This window comes from Chitinophaga ginsengisegetis (assembly GCF_900168065.1).
In the GTDB taxonomy this organism is placed as follows: Bacteria; Bacteroidota; Bacteroidia; order Chitinophagales; family Chitinophagaceae; genus Chitinophaga; species Chitinophaga ginsengisegetis.
The window spans coordinates 1131381-1150723 of record NZ_FUZZ01000001.1; the positions used below are offsets into that span (position 1 = coordinate 1131381).

The 19343-nt window shown below is 48.5% G+C and carries 13 protein-coding genes; 8 read left to right on the forward strand and 5 right to left on the reverse strand.

Features of this window, described 5'->3' with window-relative positions; all coding sequences use genetic code 11:
* Positions 1-199: 199 nt before the first annotated feature.
* From B5Z18_RS04340 to B5Z18_RS04370, 7 genes are all read left to right on the forward strand, one after another.
* Positions 200-3046 (forward strand): TIM-barrel domain-containing protein, encoded by a 2847-nt coding sequence (locus B5Z18_RS04340; RefSeq protein ID WP_079468160.1) that lies wholly within the window; start codon positions 200-202, stop codon positions 3044-3046.
* Between the two features lie 70 nt (positions 3047-3116).
* Positions 3117-6245 carry a SusC/RagA family TonB-linked outer membrane protein gene (locus tag B5Z18_RS04345; protein ID WP_079468161.1) on the forward strand — a complete coding sequence of 1043 codons (3129 nt, stop codon included), beginning with the start codon at positions 3117-3119 and terminating at the stop codon, positions 6243-6245.
* Positions 6246-6257: 12 nt separating this feature from the next.
* Positions 6258-7817 carry a RagB/SusD family nutrient uptake outer membrane protein gene (locus tag B5Z18_RS04350; protein WP_079468162.1) on the forward strand — a complete coding sequence of 520 codons (1560 nt, stop codon included), beginning with the start codon at positions 6258-6260 and terminating at the stop codon, positions 7815-7817.
* 26 nt (positions 7818-7843) lie between these two features.
* A complete protein-coding gene (locus tag B5Z18_RS04355; RefSeq protein WP_079468163.1) occupies positions 7844-8602 on the forward strand; it encodes a hypothetical protein in 759 nt (252 codons plus the stop codon).
* 261 nt (positions 8603-8863) lie between these two features.
* Positions 8864-9409: an RBBP9/YdeN family alpha/beta hydrolase gene (locus B5Z18_RS04360; RefSeq protein WP_079468164.1), complete on the forward strand. Its 546-nt coding sequence runs from the start codon at positions 8864-8866 to the stop codon at positions 9407-9409.
* Positions 9410-9652: 243 nt separating this feature from the next.
* Positions 9653-11482: an alkaline phosphatase gene (locus B5Z18_RS04365; RefSeq protein WP_079468165.1), complete on the forward strand. Its 1830-nt coding sequence runs from the start codon at positions 9653-9655 to the stop codon at positions 11480-11482.
* Between the two features lie 97 nt (positions 11483-11579).
* A complete protein-coding gene (locus B5Z18_RS04370; RefSeq protein ID WP_079468166.1) occupies positions 11580-14330 on the forward strand; it encodes a glycoside hydrolase family 2 protein in 2751 nt (916 codons plus the stop codon).
* On the opposite strand, the gene B5Z18_RS04375 is transcribed toward B5Z18_RS04370, so the two are convergent.
* Together B5Z18_RS04375 and B5Z18_RS04380 are read right to left on the reverse strand one after the other, a co-directional pair.
* Positions 14322-15026: an NUDIX hydrolase gene (locus B5Z18_RS04375; RefSeq protein ID WP_079468167.1), complete on the reverse strand. Its 705-nt coding sequence runs from the start codon at positions 15024-15026 to the stop codon at positions 14322-14324. The two genes, B5Z18_RS04370 and B5Z18_RS04375, sit on opposite strands and share 9 nt — an antisense overlap.
* A 77-nt stretch (positions 15027-15103) precedes the next feature.
* The gene (locus tag B5Z18_RS04380; RefSeq protein ID WP_079468168.1) at positions 15104-15766 is read right to left on the reverse strand and encodes an HAD family hydrolase; all 663 of its coding nucleotides are present in this window, start codon (positions 15764-15766) and stop codon (positions 15104-15106) included.
* A gap of 221 nt (positions 15767-15987) precedes the next feature.
* On the opposite strand from B5Z18_RS04380, the gene B5Z18_RS04385 reads away from it, so the two are divergent.
* Positions 15988-16833 (forward strand): hypothetical protein, encoded by an 846-nt coding sequence (locus B5Z18_RS04385; RefSeq protein WP_079468169.1) that lies wholly within the window; start codon positions 15988-15990, stop codon positions 16831-16833.
* Here B5Z18_RS04385 and B5Z18_RS04390 read toward each other — a convergent pair.
* Genes B5Z18_RS04390 through B5Z18_RS04400 form a run of 3 tightly spaced genes read right to left on the reverse strand, consistent with a single transcriptional unit; the run spans position 16827 to position 19343 of the window.
* Positions 16827-17933 (reverse strand): sensor histidine kinase, encoded by a 1107-nt coding sequence (locus B5Z18_RS04390; protein WP_079468170.1) that lies wholly within the window; start codon positions 17931-17933, stop codon positions 16827-16829. The genes B5Z18_RS04385 and B5Z18_RS04390 overlap by 7 nt on opposite strands.
* Positions 17930-18547 carry a chemotaxis protein CheB gene (locus B5Z18_RS04395; RefSeq protein ID WP_317044679.1) on the reverse strand — a complete coding sequence of 206 codons (618 nt, stop codon included), beginning with the start codon at positions 18545-18547 and terminating at the stop codon, positions 17930-17932. The genes B5Z18_RS04390 and B5Z18_RS04395 overlap by 4 nt, the downstream gene beginning before the upstream one ends.
* Positions 18522-19343: a CheR family methyltransferase gene (locus B5Z18_RS04400; protein ID WP_079468172.1), complete on the reverse strand. Its 822-nt coding sequence runs from the start codon at positions 19341-19343 to the stop codon at positions 18522-18524. Before B5Z18_RS04400 ends, B5Z18_RS04395 begins: the two co-directional genes overlap by 26 nt.

Below are 19343 nucleotides of genomic sequence, written 5' to 3' on the forward strand. Positions count from 1 at the left end.
AATCATTTCATCACCTCATTGGACCGAACGGTTAACATAATCGCCCTACATCTTAAACATACCCCTACCCTCCGATTCCAAAGCTCCTTTTACATTTGTTTTAACACGTTTTGAAGTAACACGTTTTGAAAATACATCTCGGGTACCACACCCGTAATTGTAACAACCACGTTCAACCAACGAAAAAATCCGTTCAAATATGCAGATAAAGAGGGCGATACCGATCGTACTAATGACGTTCCTCACTTCCTGGTGTTATGCCGGTCAGGTGGAAAAACTGTCTGATGGCCTGTTGATTCATTTAAAAAATCCCGCCCGGAACGGTGCCAGGCAGGTGAAGTTGCAGGTGGTTTCCGATAAGGTGATCCACGTAACCGCCACCCCCGATGATCATTTCACCGGATCTCCCAGCCTCATGGCTGTTGACGCGCATGGTAATGCCATCAAGTGGGATTCGGAAGAGAAAAATGAAACCGTGACGTTAAAAACAGCCAGCATCACCGCCACCGTGGCACTGAATACAGGAGCAGTAGTATTCCGCGATAAAGCCGGCAACATTATATTACAGGAACAACCCGGCGGCGGTAAGATCTTCACCCCCGTTACCATTGACAATAAATCTTTATACCGGATCCAACAAATATTTGAATCGCCTGCCAATGAAGCCTTCTATGGACTCGGGCAACACCAGACCGGTTTAATGAACTACAAAAACCAGGACGTGGATCTTACACAGTACAACTCTGTGGCGGCCGTGCCGTTTGTAGTATCCAACCGTAACTATGGCATTTTATGGGATAACTATTCCATTACCCGTTTTGGCGACAACCGCCCTTATAAACAAATGTCCGAATTACACTTAATGTCTGCCGACGGGAAACCTGGATTCAGTGCTACCTACGGCGACCGTTATAATAATACGGTGTATGTAAATAAGGTGGAAGATAAAATCGACTATGAATTCCTGGATCGCCTGTCGTCGCTGCCAGCCACTTTTCCAATGATAAAAGGAAAAGTAACCTGGGAAGGCACGGTGAATGCAGATGAAACCGGTGAATACAAATTCTTCATGACTACCTCCGGCTACACCAAAGTATGGATCAATGGCCAGCTGAAACTGGACCGGTGGAGGGAAAGCTGGAATCCCGGCGCTTCTGTGTTCAGGCATCTCCTTCAAAAAGGACAGCCTACTACTGTAAAAGTGGAATGGATCCCGGAAACCGCCCAATCCTTTATCTCCCTTAAATTCCTTCCTCCCACACCCGCTGAAGGAGCAGATAAAATGCAGCTGACTTCAGAAGCAGGCGAAAAAATCGACTACTACTTTATGTATGGCGATCATATGGATGAAGTGATCAGCGGCTACCGGCAGGTAACCGGCAAAGCCACTATGATACCCCGCTGGGCACTGGGCTTCTGGCAAAGCCGGGAACGCTACAAAACACAGGACGAGATTGAAAATACCGTAGCTGAATTCCGCAAAAGAAAAATCCCGCTGGACAATATTGTACTGGACTGGAGTTACTGGAAACAGGACGAATGGGGCAGCCAGCAGTTTGATCCTGCGCGTTTTCCCGATCCCACCGGCATGATCAGCCGCCTGCACAAACAATACCATACCAACTTCATGATCTCCGTATGGCCTAAGTTTTATGAAGGCATCGCCAACTATAAACTATTCGACAGCAAGGGCTGGTTATACAAACAGAATATTAAAAACAGGCAACGCGACTGGATAGGTAACGGTTACGTATCTACGTTTTACGATGCCTTTAACCCGGAAGCGCGTAAACTGTTCTGGAGCCTGTTGCAGAAAAACCTGCTCAGCAAGGGCGTGGACGCCTGGTGGCTCGATGCCACAGAGCCGGATATCTTATCCAATGCGTCTATCGAAGAACGTAAAACACTCATGAATCCTACGGCGCTGGGATCAGCTACCCAATATTTCAACACTTATGCGCTCGTAAATGCACAGGGCATTTATGAAGGTCAACGGGCGACCAAACCGGATCAGCGTGTGTTTATCCTCACCCGCTCCGCTTACGCAGGGTTGCAGCGCTATGCTGCCGCCACCTGGAGCGGTGATATCGCCGCCACCTTTGAAGAGTTCAAAAGACAGATCCCCGGCGGGCTGAACTTCAGTTTGTCAGGCTTGCCTTACTGGACTACAGACATCGGAGGTTTTTTTGTGGAAGATAAATACGATCAGCCTGATCCGCAGGGGCCTGCACTGGAAGAATGGAGAGAACTCAATACACGCTGGTTTCAGTATGGCGCTTTCTGCCCGCTGTTCCGTTCGCACGGGCAATATCCATACCGCGAGATGTTCAACATTGCGCCCGACAGCAGCGTAGCGTACCAGTCGATGTTATACTACGACCAGCTGCGTTACCGCCTGCTGCCATACATCTACTCCGTAGCAGGCAGTACTTACCATCACGACTATACGATGATGCGTGGCCTGGTGATGGATTACGGTCAGGATACAGCGGTGCTGAATATCCGCGACCAGTATATGTTTGGTCCTTCACTGCTGGTAAACCCCGTAACGGAGTACCATGCCCGCAGCCGGGAACTGTACCTGCCCGCAGGCAATGGCTGGTACGATTTCTATACCGGAAAATATGAAACAGGTGGTCAGCATATTACCGCAGCAGCGCCTTTGCAGCGAATGCCTTTGTATGTGAGAGAAGGCGCTATCCTGCCGGTAGGTCCTGCACTGCAATACACCAGTGAGCGCAAGGCCGATACTATACAGCTGTATGTGTATACCGGTAAGGACGGGGAATTTACTTTGTATGAAGATGAAAATAATAACTACCAATACGAGAAAGGCGCTTTCAGCAACATTTCTTTCAAATGGAATGAAGCCGCCAAAACACTCACGATAGGACAACGGGAAGGTCGTTTTCCCGGCATGCTGCAGCAAAGGTATTTCCTGGTAACATTTGTAGGTAAGCAAAACGCAGCAGGACCGGACATCAACAATAAGAAAGGTGAAATGATAACATATAATGGAATAGCAAAAACGGTCCGGGCCATCTGACCTGGACCACTTCTTCTGAAAACATTCAAACATTATTCATACTCCTTTGCCTAAATAAAACACGTTAAACATGAAAATCTGGTACACAATCAGCAATTATTTTCCGCGGCAAACCGTCTTAAAGGCGCTTGCTGTGTGCAGCCTGACTGCTGCAGCGCCCCCGGCACTGCATGCAGCTGCCAATAACGGGAAAGCATATACGCAACCTGTAAAGCAAACTATTACGGGCAAGGTAATTGATGCCAGTGGCGGCACTCCGCTGCCCGGCGTTAATATCGTTGTAAAAGGAACTACCCGTGGCACTGTAACAACGGTCGACGGATCATTCAGCCTGCAGGCTGATCCCGGGGAAATACTCGTGGTATCGCTGGTAGGCTATACCAAACAGGAAGTACCCGCGAAAGCGGGCGGCCCGATGACAATAAGCCTGACATCCGCTTCCACAGGGCTCGATGAACTGGTAGTAGTAGGTTATGGCGTACAAAAGAAGAAAGTTGTGACCGGCGCCACCGTACATTTAAACAACGACGACCTGATAAAAAACCACAGCATCAGCGTGGAGCAATCCTTACAGGGACAGGCGCCCGGCGTGCAGGTAACGTCCAACTCCGGTCAACCCGGCGATGCGCTGAAATTCACTATCCGTGGTATCGGCACCAACGGGGATTCCCGGCCGCTGTTTATCATTGATGGATTTCCGGCAGACGACATCTCCTTCCTCAATCCAAACGATATTGCCAGTGTAGATGTGCTGAAAGATGCCGCCTCCACTGCCATTTATGGAACCCGCGCAGCAAATGGTATCGTGATGATCACCACCAAAAAAGGCCGAGCCGGTAAAATGAATGTCAGCTTCGATGCTTCCTACGGATTACAGAATCCTGCCCGCAAACTGGATCTCCTGAATGCGCAGCAGTATGCCAACATCATGAATGAAGCGTCTATCAACTCCGGTTCTGTGCCCATCTATACACCCGATTCTATCGCTAAACTGGGTACAGGACCCGACTGGCAGAAAGCAGCCACCAATAAAAATGCACCTATTCAAAATTATAGCCTGAGCCTTTCCGGCGGAAATGAAAAATCCGTTTTCTCCTCGTCCTTTTCTTTCCAGGGACAACAAGGCGTAATGGGACTTCCCGGCAGGTCTAATTTTGAAAGGACATCTTTCAGGATCAATTCAGAACACAAGTTGTACAAAGACCTGATCAAAACCGGTGAGAACCTCACGTTTGCGCATACACGCCAGCGTGGTATCGGTACAGGTAATATCTACAATAACTCTATCCGTGGTTTATTAAATGCTACTCCCATCTACCCGGTGTATAATGCGGATGGCAGCTACGGTAAATCGCCCTACGCAGATGAACCCAACCCGATCGGCTCTATTGATTACACACAAAATAATCAAACCATTACCGACAGGATCATTGGTAACATCTATGCGGAAGCCATCCTGGTCAAAGGATTGACCCTCCGTACAGATTTTGGCGCTGATATCTCGTATAACTACAACAATGCTTTTATCCCCGTATATAACCTGGGAACCAATAACAGCAACGAACATTCTTTTGCCAGCCAGGGTATGTACCGCAACCTCACCTGGAACTGGGATAACACCCTCACTTACCAGCTCACTGCCGGCAAACATAACCTGAATGTAATGGTGGGTACCACCGCAAAAAAATATGAAGGCTATAACGTAAGCGGCAGTAAAACAGACCTGATCATTCCCGACTTTGATCATGCCATTATTGATAACGGCAGAAATGACTCTACCCGTAAAGTATACGGCACCAGGAGCATGAATGCCCTGCAATCCTACTTTGGCAGGGTGTTTTACAGCTACGACGATAAATACCTGCTCACCGCCACACTCCGCCGGGATGGTTCTACCAAGTTCGGCGCCAACAACCGCTATGGCTACTTTCCCTCCTTCTCGGCAGGATGGATCGTGACCAACGAATCGTTCCTTAAAAACAGCAGCTGGATCAACTTCCTGAAGATCCGCGGCGGATGGGGACAAAACGGTAGCGACAGGATAGATGACTTCAGGTACCTGGCTACCATCAACTCTACTTACCGCGATTACTATTTCAACGGACAAAAAGCCATCGGCGCTTCTCCCGACAAAATACCCAATCCTGATTTGCACTGGGAAGCTTCCGAACAAATTGACATCGGATTCGATGCGACGTTGTTCAAAGACGTAACCGTTACATTCGACTGGTATCAGAAAAACACCCGCGACTGGCTGGTAACCGCTCCTATCCCCGACCTGGTGGGTACCGGCGCACCCACCATCAACGGTGGTAATATCCAGAACAAGGGTATTGAGCTTGGCATTAACTACAACCACCAATTTGGAGAAGTAACTATTGGTATCGGTGGTAACATTGCCTTCAATAAAAATACTGTGATAGATATTCCTAACCAGGAAGGCGTATTGCATCCTTCTTATAACGGCGTACTCTCTTCCAACATGGATGAATACTTCCGCGCACAGAATGGAATGCCTATTGGTTATTTCTATGGTTTAAAAACAGCCGGTATCTTCCAGAACCAGGCAGAAATTGATGCCTACACCAGCAAAAGCGGCCAGAAAATACAGCCAGGCGCACAACCCGGCGATGCCCGCTTTGTAGATCTGAACGGCGACGGGGTAATCAATGGCGATGATAAAACAAAAGTAGGTAATCCTAATCCTTCGCAAACATATGGTATCTCCTTATCTGCAGGCTGGAGAGGATTTGACCTGAGTGTATTGCTGAGCGGCGTAGGCGGTAACGACATTGTGGATGGAACAAGAGCATACGACCGTTTTTATAACAACTATACCACGGCTATTTTCGACCGCTGGCATGGTGAAGGTACTTCCAACAGCACGCCCCGTGTAACGCTGGGCAATGAAGCCAATCAGAACTACACCCGCTTCTCTGACCTGTATGTACACAATGGCGCGTTCCTCCGTGTAAAGAGCATCAACTTTGGATATGACCTTAAGAAAACATTACTGAAACGTTTGCCTGTTCAGCAGCTCCGGTTGTATGTATCCGGACTGAATGTATTTACGTTTACCCATTACCGTGGGTTGGATCCTGAAGTGGGCTATGGTATCGACAGCTGGTCATCTGGCACCGACCTCGGTTATTTCCCACAGCCAAGAACTGTTTTATTCGGTCTTAATGTTAAATTTTAAACTCCGTCAATCATGAAGAAAATAATAGCAGCTATCATCATAACGGGGTTAATGAGTTCCTGTTCCAAAAGTTTCCTGGAAACATTGCCCATCAATACGATTACAGAGGAAGACTTTTATAAAACTCCGGGAGATGCTTACCAGGGACTGGTTTCCGCGTACAGCGTATTAAACTGGGACGGTTACGGCAACATTGCATTAACCTCGGAAATTGCATCCGACGATTGCTTTGGCGGCGGTGGCGCTTCCGACAACGGCTGGAACCAGTGGGATAAGAGCATTAAGATGAATGACCTCAACAGCAATGCCTGGAAGAAATACTACACCGGTATTTACCGCGCCAATAAACTGATCCAGAAAATTGAAGCAGTAGATTTTAAGGGAGATGACGCCACTAAAAACCGTTACATCGGTGAGGCTCACTTTCTGCGGGCGTACTTTTATTTTGACCTGGTGCGTATGTTTGGTCATGTGCCATTGATCACCGCGCCGCTGGAACCCGGTAACTACAGCATTCCACAGGCCAATCCGGACAGCGTATACATGCTCATTGCCAATGACCTGAAACTGGCTGCAGCTAATATTCCGGCTACGCCTTTTACCAGCATTCCTTCCGGCGAATATGGCAGGGCTACCAAATGGGCTGCGGAAGCTTTGCTGGGCCGTGTATTCCTGTACTACACCGGCTACTACAGCAAACCTGATATTGCCGGAGTATTTTCACAGGCAGATGCAATTGCCGCCATTGACGATGTGATCAACAACAGCGGATACAGTCTTGTTCCAAAATACCGGAACCTGTTCCGTGCTTCCGCTGAAAGCACTACTGCCTACGCGGGCCAGAATAATGCAGAAGGCGTGTTCACCATTCAGTATACCTATCTCGGTATGGGCGACCAGAACCAGCAGAATGGTAACCGCATGCAGGTGATGATCGGTATCCGCTCACAGGTGCTGGAGCCATACTACAAAGGATGGGGCGCCGCTACTGTAAATGAAACCCTCTTTCATTCCTATGCTCCCGGCGACAGCAGGCAAACGGCTTCCATTATTTCTATTGCCGGGGAAGGATATGCAGATACCTATAAGCTGGATGATCAGGCGCAATACACCGGCTTCTTTATAAAAAAATATACACCGCTGAAAGATAAAAATGCAGATGACCTCGGTGGTAGTTTCCAGTGGGATAATTTCGACAACTATATGGTAATCCGTTTTGCAGATGTGTTGCTGATGGGTGCAGAATTAAATCTCACAGCGAATGCAGGCAAGGCACAGGGTTATATCGACCGCGTGCGCGACCGTGCATTTGGCGATCAAACCCATCGCATTACCCTCAGCAATAAAACACAGATCATGCAGGAGCGCAAGCTGGAACTGGCGCTGGAAGGGCACCGCTACTGGGATCTGCTGAGGCAGGGTATGGCGGTAGCCAAACAGGCAATAGATAATACTTCTTCTCAGCCGGGTTTCAACGTAAGCTTCCGCACCGAAACAAATGGTTTATTCTCTATTCCTGAAACACAGATCAATTTATCAAACGGTACGATCAAACAAAACACCGGTTGGTGATATTGCCCACTTTAAAAACTACAAAAATGAAACGTCTGCATATATATTTCCTGGGATTAATCACTGCATTGTTTTATGCGTGCAGTCCTTACGAAGACAGGATCACCCCGGCAAATCCTGCCGGCATTCAACTCGATTTTTCCGTTACGCAAAATCCGGATTACGATAACCAGGTAACGCTGGAAAGCAAAACGAAAGATGTAATCCCGTTCTGGGACTATGGTTTTGGTACCACGAAAGAAGCGAAGGCAGTAGTGATCCTTCCTTTTGCGGGCGACTTCTTCGTAAAATATTCTGCTTATGGCGCCGGTGGTCCTAAAACTGATTCTGTAAAAGTTACCGTGAGTAAAAACGATCCGAAGTTCTTTTCCAGCAAACTGTACAACCTGCTCACCAATGGCGCTGACGGTAAAACCTGGGTATGGGCCGTTGATGTTCCCGGTGGTTATTGTTTTGGCAATGGCCCTGGTAATTCCGACGTACCGGCATGGTGGACCGTGGGAAAAGCGGGCCTGATAACCCAGGGTGTAGTAGATGATGAGATGACATTCGATCTTAATAAAAATGCAAACTACTCCATCACGCATAAAGGAGTAACTACCAAAGGTTCGTTTACACTGGATACTTTAGCGCAGAAGATCAAGATCAACGGCGCTGACATCAGTTGGGGAAACAACGTGACCTACAATATTGTTAAGCTGAACGCTAATGAATTGACGCTGGTACAGCAAGGCGATGGCTGGCGCAATATCTGGATATTCAAGCGCAAAGGTTTTGTATTTTAAAAATCCACATTATGGCCCCCGGTGGGAATTTCCCCGCCGGGCTTTTTTTAACAATTATTTTATGGAGATGATAAAAGCGAAAAAATATATCATAAATAATTAAAATACTCAGTATTAATCAATGCTGTTTTGGTTGTTACCTGTTGCCGGTGCTTTTTAGCCCCGGCTATTTTTTTTGGTATATACTACTTTTCTGCGGATCACTTAATTCGTATTTGGTGATTCTTTTTACTATCTTTCAAGACACAACGCCTCTATGTCATGGAAATAAAAGTTCTGACCGCGCCGGGGCTGGGTAGCTCCGGAAAATTACACTGGCAAACATTATGGGAACAATCTATACCCGGAACAAAACGGATTGAGCAAACAGATTGGGATGCACCGGTTTGCGCCAACTGGGTAGCGCAGATAGAGAAGGCGGTAGCGGAAGCCGGTCCGCAGGTAGTAATAGCTGCGCACAGCCTGGCTTGTATTGCACTGGCACATTGGGCCGGGCAAACAAAGAGGACGATCCGGGGGGCGTTACTGGTAGCGCCGGCAGATGCAGAAAGACCGGGCTTCCCCGCTGAAGCAACCGGCTTCACTCCTATTCCTTTAGTGAAGCTGCCGTTTGAAAGTATTATTGTGGCCAGTACAAATGATACTTTCTGTTCTTTGGAAAGAGCCGCTTTTTTTGCCCGTCACTGGGGAAGCCGTTTTGTAAATGCAGGCGCCAAAGGCCATATCAACAGCGAATCCGGGCTTGGGGAATGGCCGGAAGGACAAAACCAGCTGAAGGAACTGGTGCAGAACTGGCCAACGCTTTAATGCGGTTACCAGCCAATTTTATTCCCTGCCAGCAACGCTTAACCTGTAATTTCACTTTTTTTCATTCCGCTTTTCCACTTTTTCCTTTAAGACCTGAATAGGATATGTTGTTGTCAGAAGTCTTAACTAAATCGATTTTCTTTACCGATAATTAACATAAAGATAAACACGGGCAATACTGCAGGCAAACAGGATTATGCCACCTTTGGCCGCTGAATCTTTAAAACTATCTTTTACCATACAATGAAAAAAGCACTGTTCATTTTATCCGGTGTAATAATGGCTACCGGGGCATCCGCACAAATAAAGCAGTATACCATGGCGCAGGCACACTCTCATAATGATTATGAGCGGGCCACTCCTTTTTATGCAGCGGCATCCCTCCAGTTTGGTTCCATTGAGGCAGATATACACCTGAAAGACGGCGTTTTATACGTTGCTCACGACGCGGGCGCCATACAACCGTTCCGTACCTTTAAGGAACTGTACCTGCTGCCTGTGCTCCGGCAGTTCTCCCTTTACAACGGTAAACCTTATGCCGGCAACGCACCCATGCAGCTGCTGATAGACCTGAAAACAGCAGGCACTCCTACCCTCCAGGCATTACAGGAACTGCTGCTTCCCTACCGCAACTATTTTGATCGCAACACAAATCCCTCCGCCGTAAAACTGGTGATATCAGGCAACGTGCCCCCGGTAGCAGAATGGCCCAAGTATGATCCCATCTTCTTTTTTGATGGCCGGCCTGACAGCGTGTATCCGGCAGCGTTACAGCAACGCGTTGCGATGCTGAGCGTGGATTTTCATTCCTACAGCACCTGGAATGGCAAAGGCACACTGGTGCCGGAAGAAATGAAGAAAGTAACCACCGTTATCAATAAAGCACACCAGCAGGGATATGCCTTCCGCTTCTGGGGCGCTCCTTCTACCCGCTCTACCTACTACAAACTGATGGACCTCGGCGCCGACTGGATCGGAACCGATCACCCGGAAGAGCTGTATGATGTAATGCACAACACTCCCCGTACTACCGCTTCCGGTATGCCGGTGCATGAAGTGTATACCCCTTCCTTTGTATCTGATGCCACCAAAGTGCGCTCCAAAAACGTGATCCTGATGATAGGCGATGGTACTGGTCTTGCGGAAATGTTTTCCGGCTACACCGCCAATAAAGGTGCGCTGAACATATTCCAGATGAGACAACTGGGCTTATCCAAAACCCAATCCACCGATAATTACCACACCGACTCTGCCGCTGGCGGCTCCGCAATGGGCACCGGTACTAAAACACATAACCGCGCCATCGGGCTCGACAATACCTACGTATCCATCCCTGTGATCCCTGAAATACTGGCTCCCAAAGGCATTCAGAGCGGCGTGATTGTAACCGAAGAAATTACCGGCGCCACGCCTGCTTCTTTCTATGGTCATACCTCCGACCGGGATAGCACCTATACCCTGGAAAAGCAACTGCTCAGCAGCAAACTGCAACTGGCTGTTGGCGGCGGAAGGGAAGAACTGGAAAAAGATTTCGGTGGGCAGCTGGCTTCCTCCGGCATCCGTATCTACGATAACCTGGATAACTGGGACGCCACTACGAAAAACCGCACGCTCGTCGTCCTGAGCAATAAGGTAGTCACCTCTATGCGCAACGGACGGGGCAACTACCTGAAAACCGCACTGAAAAAGGCTTTACAGCAACTGAATGCTTCCGGCAAAGGATTTTTCCTGATGGTGGAAGGTTCCCGTATTGATCATGGTGGCCACCTGAACGACCTGGATTACCTGGTGCGTGAAATGCTCGACTTCGATGAAGCAGTGGGAGAAGCCCTCCGCTTTGCCGACCAGGACAAACAAACCACGGTGATTGTGACGGCTGATCATGAAACCGGCGGCCTCGCCCTTATGGATGGCGATATTGCCACAGGCACTTTACGCGGCCACTTTGCCACCAACGACCATACCGGCATCCCGGTGATGGTGTTTGCCTACGGCCCCAACTCCAACCTGTTCCGCGGCGTTTATGAAAACAATGAGATCTTTCATAAGATGCTGAAATGCTTCGGTAAATAAGGCAGCAGAGGAAGCGCCTTCAGCGCTTCCTCCGCAAAAAAACACCCCAACTCCACATTTCTTTTTATACTTTTAAAGGCATTTTAAAATTCCGGACATGTCAGCAAGAATCCTATTGCTGCTTACAGGTATGTTATGCCTGCATACAGCGTTTGCACAGGAAACCCGATACATCTATCTTTCAGGCACCGATAAAGACCACACCGTTAACTGGGACTTTCATTGCTCCGGCGGACAGCGCAGCGGCAAATGGACCACCATCCCCGTTCCTTCTAACTGGGAACAGCAGGGATTTGGCAGCTACAACTACGGCCATGATAAAGACAAAGCCCATGAACAAGGACTATACCGCTACCGTTTTTCCGCACCGGACAACTGGCGCGAACGGCAGGTAAATATTGTTTTTGATGGCGTAATGACCGATGCTGAAGTAAAAATAAACGGGCGCCTGGCCGGTGAAATACACCAGGGCGGCTTTTACCGGTTCAGATATGATATCAGTAAACTGTTGCGCAACGGCAGCAACCTCCTGGAAGTAAAGGTGAGCAAAATGTCGGCGAATGCAGGAGTGAACCGGGCAGAACGGAATGGCGATTTCTGGGTGCTGGGAGGCATTTACCGGCCTGTATTCCTGGAGGTAAAGCCATTGATCCATATTGATCGCGTAGCCATAAATGCTACCGCCAAAGGCCATTTCACGGTACAGGCTTTCACTACTCCTTTGCCGGAAGGATACTCCCTCTCCGCACAGGTAACAACCACAGCAGGTCAGCCGGTTCAAGAGGCGGTAACAGTGCCTGCCACAGCCCCCCACCCTGCCGCCTATACGTTGCAGCAACAAATTAACCAGCCCGCTACCTGGAGTGCAGAGTTCCCGCACCGTTACCTCGCAGTAGTAGAGATTAAGAAAGATAACCGGACCATACACCGCATCACCCAACCCTTTGGCTTCAGGACCATTGAAATAAGACCACGGGATGGCATATACGTAAATGATACCAAAGTAATCCTGAAGGGCGTAAACCGCCACAGCGCCTGGCCGGAAACAGGGCGCACACTCAGTAAGGATATCAGCATACTGGATGTGAACCTTATGAAAGACATGAACATGAACGCCGTGCGGATGTCGCACTACCCGCCGGATGATCACTTTCTGGATGTATGCGATTCACTGGGTTTGTTTGTACTGGATGAACTCACCGGCTGGCAGGCTGCCTACGATACAGTGGTGGGACGCAAACTCGTAAAGGAACTGGTGGAACGCGATGTTAACCATCCTTCCGTTATTGCGTGGGACAATGGCAATGAAGGCGGGTTTAACCGGGCACTGGATGGTGACTACCACCTGTATGATCCGCAGCTGCGCCCCGTGCTGCATCCCTGGGAAAGATACAATGGTGTGGATACCAAACATTATCCCAACTTCAACTACCTTGTTAACTCCAGTCTGTACGACCAGGACATTTACCTGCCTACCGAATTTATGCATGGCCTGTACGATGGCGGCATGGGCGCCGGCCTGGCCGATTTCTGGGACCGTATGTTACAGCATCCCCGCTGCGCCGGCGGATTCCTGTGGGCATTCAGCGACGAAGGACTGGTACGTACCGATAAAAACGGCATCATTGACACCGACGGCAACCACGCCCCCGACGGCATAGTAGGCCCCCACCGTGAAAAGGAAGGCAGCTTCTATACGATCCGGCAGTTATGGTCGCCGGTACATATATCCCTGCCCGTTATAACGGCAGCATTCGATGGCCGCATACCGGTGGAAAACCGTTACGACTATACGTCATTGTCCGGGTGCCGGTTCAGGTGGCAGCTGCTGCGTTTTACATCTCCCGGAAAAAACAACACAACAGACACCATTGCCACAGGCTCCATTGCGGCGCCTGACCTGGCGCCCCATACCAAAGGCTTTCTGCAACTGTCGCTTCCAAACGGCTGGCAGGATGCTGATGCGTTGTATGTGAGTGTACAGGATAGTTACGGACGCAGCATCCTCACCCGGAGCTGGCCTTTACAGGCGCCTTCCCGCATTGTGCGGCAGTTCCCGGGCGTTAGCGGCAGCCTCGATATTGTGACTGACCACGATACCCTTTCTGTGAATAACGGTACCGGCACTTATTATTTCAGTCGTACTACCGGTCAGCTGTTGCAGATCATTACCCCCAAAGGCAGCATTTCATTAAGCGGAGGCCCCGTACTGGCGGGCGTTTCGCAGGAACTAAAAGAGTTCAGGTCCGGTACTGATTCCAGTGGTTATTTTATCATCGCCCGTTATGAAGGCAATGGCTTCCTCCAGGTAAAGTGGACTTTCAAACCAGGCATCCCGGCGCAACTGGACTACAGCTACAGCATCAAAGGCGCCACGCCTTTCAGCGGCATTACGTTCCGGTATCCGGAGGAAAAGGTAACGGGGCTGTCGTGGACAGGTGAAGGACCATACCGGGTATGGAAAAACAGGCTGCAGGGACAGCTGTTCGGCAGCTGGTATAAAGCCTATAACAACACGGTGACGGGGGAAAGCTGGGAGTATCCCGAATTTAAAGGCTATCATGCCAATGTGTACCAGGCCACCTTTCATACAAAGGAGCAGCCATTTACCTTTTATACCGGTAACGAGGGTACGTTTTTACAGGTGTTTCACCCGCAGGCGCCAAAGGGAGCCGCCAACAACAATACGGCGCCGGCCTTTCCGGAAGGGGATATCGGTTTCCTGAGCGCTATTGCGCCGATAGGTACCAAATTCCAGGATGCCGCACAGATGGGGCCTGAAAGCCAGGATAATATGATGCTGAACTATACGCCGGTGAAAGGCACGCTCTGGATCGGCTTACCGTAGGTTTCCGGGGTCCGTTACAAAATTCAGGAAGGCATTGAACTTGGCGTTGTACTTACGTTTGTCCAGCTTGAAGTAAAAGGCGCCACGCTTCGAGCTGAGCCTGTCTTTATCCTTTTGTTTGATCAGCAGGCCGGTAGACAATACCTTGCGGCTGAAGTTACGTTTATCGAAAGTAACATCGTACACCGCTTCATACAGCAACTGTAGCTGGGGAATAGTAAACTTCAGCGGCAGCAGTTCAAAAAGGATGGGGTGTATGGCAGCTTTGTAGCGAAGCTTCTCCTGGGCCATCTTCACCATTTCGGTATGGTCGAAGATGAGATCCGGCAGCTTATCAAGCGAAATCCATTCCGCGTGGTACTCGTCGTTGATCTGCAGTTTGTATTGATTGATATCGATGAGGGCAAAGTAGGTGATAGAAACGGTGCGTTCCACCGGGTCGCGGGCCGGTTCGCCGAAGGCAAACAGCTGCTCCATGTATACCCCTTCCAGGCCTGTGAGTTTATTCAAAATCCTTGCAGCAGCGGCTTCAAAGCTTTCGTCTGCCTGTACAAATCCGCCCATCAGGCTCCATTTATTCTTCTGCGGTTCAAATCCGCGCTTGATCAGCAGCAGCTTTAATTCTTCTCCATCAAAACCAAAAATGATGCAATCGACTGCCACCAGCATTCTTGATTGCCCTGAATAACGTGTCATAGCAGCAATTATTTATATAACCCGGCAATTTATGGTTCCCTGCTGACATTAGGAAATTATATTGCAATATTCCTTGTTTATACAAACAGCTGTTGCAACACCGGATCGGTGTAATCAGCCACAAATGCCCGGATATTATTGTAAGCGGCGAACTCTTCGCGTGTATGCATGGTAGTTAACACAATTGCCTCCATACCGGCATTCAAAGCGGCTTCCACACCTTTGGGAGCATCTTCAAATACGATACACCTGGCCGGCGACACACCTAATAACTGCGCACATTTCAGGAATACTTCCGGGTCTGGCTTGCTGGTGGTTACGTCATCAGCGCTAACAATCGCCTTCAGGTAGTGGCGGAGGTGCAGGTTGTCGAGCACATAATTAATGTTGAAAGTATTGGCAGCAGAGCCTATTGCCATCGGGATATCAGCGGCAGCGGCTTTTTCCAGGAAGGCCGGAAGTCCTGCTATCAGCTCCAGGTGGGGCCTGAAAGCCTCCTGGTATAGTACTTCTTTTTCATGGGCTATTTCTTCCATCTGCTGCGCCGTAAAATGATCTTTCCCGAAAACACGCACCAGCAGTTCTTCATTTTTGCCATACATATGGCTTCTTACAATTTCCCGGGGAAGATTGGCGCCCAGCTTGTTCAACATGTTGTACCAGCCTTCCAGGTGATACTCCATATCGTTGATCATAGTACCGTTCAGGTCAAACAGAAATGCTTTTTGCTGCTGGGTCATAATGCCTTTTTTTGTAAGGCGCAAAGATAAGCGAATTTTGTCTGACTCAGTCAATCCATGCCTCTCTGCAGGTAGTTCGTTCAGGGGAATTACTTATATTTGAAAAATGTGATCTTTCCGGCCAGTGGCTTTAAGGAGTATGTACCAACGGACTAGTCCGGCATCTCAGCATAACCCGTTTTTTCGTCAGCTATAGTTTATCATCTTTATTAATTCATACCGTGAGTATCTGGGAGCGTAAAGCTTTAAATTTTATCAATCAAACCGGCAGATGGGATAAGGATAAACACATCTCTTCCTTTCTCGCATTCAGTATTGCCCTGGTAAAAAGCCTGATGGAAGCGGATATTGCGCTGCAACTGGAGTTTGAGGATGAAGAAACGGCAAAGGTTAAATGCGCCTCTCCCCTTCACCTGAACGGCCTGGTGCTGAATCCTGCGCCCATCAAAAAACTACTATATACAGAAGACTTTAAAACCATTTACTGGCGTGAGATCCCGCCGGCAAAAGAAAATGTATTTAAAGAAATACTACCTGCCTTGTCATCGGCCATTATAATCCCGGTAGATACCAGTCCGAATAACAGCCTGCTTGTTCTTGGATGGAGTGAACCGGCTTCTTTTGAACCCGGCTTCCTGGAGTGTATTGAAACCATCCGGTTACGATTGAAGGAGATACTCGTGCAATCCCAGCAGCAGATCTATTTTCAGCGGGTGGCTATCCGGTTTGCCGCCATCCTGCACACTATTCCGCATGCGCTGGTGTTCATCAACAACGACGGGGTTTCCGGGTGGGTAAACCAGGAAGGCGCCAACCTGCTGGGGCTATCAGGACCCGGAGAGCAGCTGCCCGCAATACTTTCAGATGCCATGACACAATTGCGGAACAAAGCTCTGAATATAACAACCATTGAAAAAGCAGCTGTACCGCTGTTTTCTTCACCGGAAAATTCCATCAGCAACTGGAGCTGGCAAATGGAAAACAAGCTACTCCTGGTATCCTGTTTACCCGTTACCACCCAACAGATCTGCGGAAGATTATGGATTTTTGAAAACGGTGATCAATAGCGCTGACGCCAGAGGAAATAGAAAGTACTGCCTTCACCCGGCTGGGAGTCTACCCACACTTTACCACCCTGTTCTTCTACCAGCAGTTTAAATATATTAAGACCGATACCGGTTCCTTCACCTTTTCCGTCGTTGTCCAGCCGCTCAAACAGTTTGAAGATGCGATCGGTATCACGTTTGGCAACACCCGGCCCATTGTCTTTTACATAGAACTCATAGAACTCGCCCTTGTCGGTTCCCCCGATGGTAATGATCCCATCTTTTTTGTCGTTATACTTGATGGCGTTGGAGATCAGGTTCTGGAATACCTGTTGCAATTTCAGTTTATTGGTATCCAGCTGCGGTAAGGTGCCCACGGTTTCAATATGAATATTGGCGGGAGGAAACAGCAGCTTTGATAATTGTGTAACCAGTTCGTGTACGTTTACCTCTTCAATGGTTTGTTCCATATCACTTTGCCGGGTATAGTCCAGCATAGACGTAATCATTTCCGTGAGGTGATTGGTGGCGCCCAATACTATTTTCATGTACTCACTCAGATCGGGAGCATTTTGGATACGTTCATCTTCATTGATAAGGGCCAGCAGGCCAATAGCCCCCGACAGCGGTGATTTCAGGTCGTGCGCCACTACATACATAAACCGCTCCAGCTGTTTATTTACCTTTTCCTTTTCGCTCATGGCTTCTTTCAGCTCATACTGGTAGCGGTATAGTTTTTCAAATACACTTACTTTTGCGCGGGTTACATTTACATCCAGTGGTTTCGACAGGTAGTCTACCGCACCTTCTTCAAAGCCCCGCATTACATATTGTTCCTCCTTATTTATGGCGGTTACAAAAATGATAGAAATATCTTTTGTTTTGGGATTTGTTTGTAAAAGACGGGCCACTTCATAACCGTCCATATCCGGCATTTGTACATCCAGCAGAATAAGGCCTATATCATCGTGCCGGAGTACCGTTTTTAATGCTTCATTACCCGAATCAGCTTTTAAGATCTCCCTGTTACTGGCTTCCAGCATATGTTCCAGGGATACGAGGTTTTCTGCTTTATCATCTACCAGCAGTATGGTGAATGTTTTTGTTTTTCGCTGCTTCATTTCTCGGTGTTTATTTTCGTGCTAATATTTCTCAAGTAACGGATCATATCATTCACCGTCATGGTTTGAATGCCGGAGCAAAGATCCAGGGCTGCCTGGGGCATCGTGCTAAACCCGGCGGTTCGCGGGTCCTGAACAATTGCTGCACCACCAGACGCGGCTATATGACAAAGCCCCGCTGCGCCGTCTTTATTGGCGCCGCTTAACAGTATTCCCACGGCCGCACTGCCAAAAGCGCTGGCTGCGCTCTCAAAGCTCATATCTATAGCAGGCCGGCTGAAATTCACCAGTTCAGAATAATCCAGGGAAATGGTGCCATCGGCCTCTATCAGCAAATGATAATTTTGCGGGGCCAGGTAAATATGCCCCGGCAATAATAGCTCTTTATCGTCCGGCTCTGTAATTTTTTGTCTCACGGATAATAAAGTACCCAATTCGCTCTGCACATTTTTCAAACGGTGGATTACAATTACCACCGGCATAGGAAATATTGCCGGCAGCTCACTGATCAATTTGGTGAGCACGGTCATACTGCCGGCAGAACCGCCAATAACAAGGATCCTGTATGAATGGGAGGCTGCCAGCTTTTTACATTTTACGCCTGAAAATTTTATTTGCCTGGTTTACCGTCTCAAATTTTGCCCGTTCTTCATTATATAATAACGATTCTTTAATGCCCAATGCCAGATAGCCCAGCGAAGTTAAGCTATCATAAAATAACTTCACTACCCGTGTCTGCAATGCCCTGTTAAAATAAATGAACACATTCCGGCAACAGATCAATTGAAATTCATTGAACACCTGGTCAGTTACCAGGTTGTGCTGAAAGAAAATAATATTGCGTCGCAGGGCCGGGTGGATGATAGCGTTATCATAGCGTGCCGTATAGTAGTTGGAAAAGTCGTTGATCCCGCCGGACTGCATATAATTAGCGGTATACTCTTTCATGTCTTTGAGCGCAATGATCCCGCTTTCTGCTTTCTGCAGGTTGGTTTCATTCATATCTGTGGCATATATCCTGCAGCGGTCCAGCAAACCGGCTTCCTCCAGCAGGATTGCCATAGAATATACTTCCTCACCGGTAGCGCAGCCGGCATGCCATACTTTAATGATCGGGTAAGATGCCAGTCGCGGCAGCACCTGTTCTCTCAGCACCTTATAAAAAGAAGGGTCCCGGAACATTTCGGTTACATTCACCGTGATATACTGTACCATTTCCCGGAAAAAATGTTCTTCATTCAGCAGCCGGTGCTTCAGTTCAAAGATGCTGTTGATTCCCACGAAGCCGGTGAAGCGGCTGAACCGGCGTTTCAAAGAGGCTTCGGCGTAGTCTGTAAAGTCATACCCGTAGCGCTGTTGAATGATCTTCACCAGTTCTGTAAAATCTCCATGACTGATTTCCTCTACCAT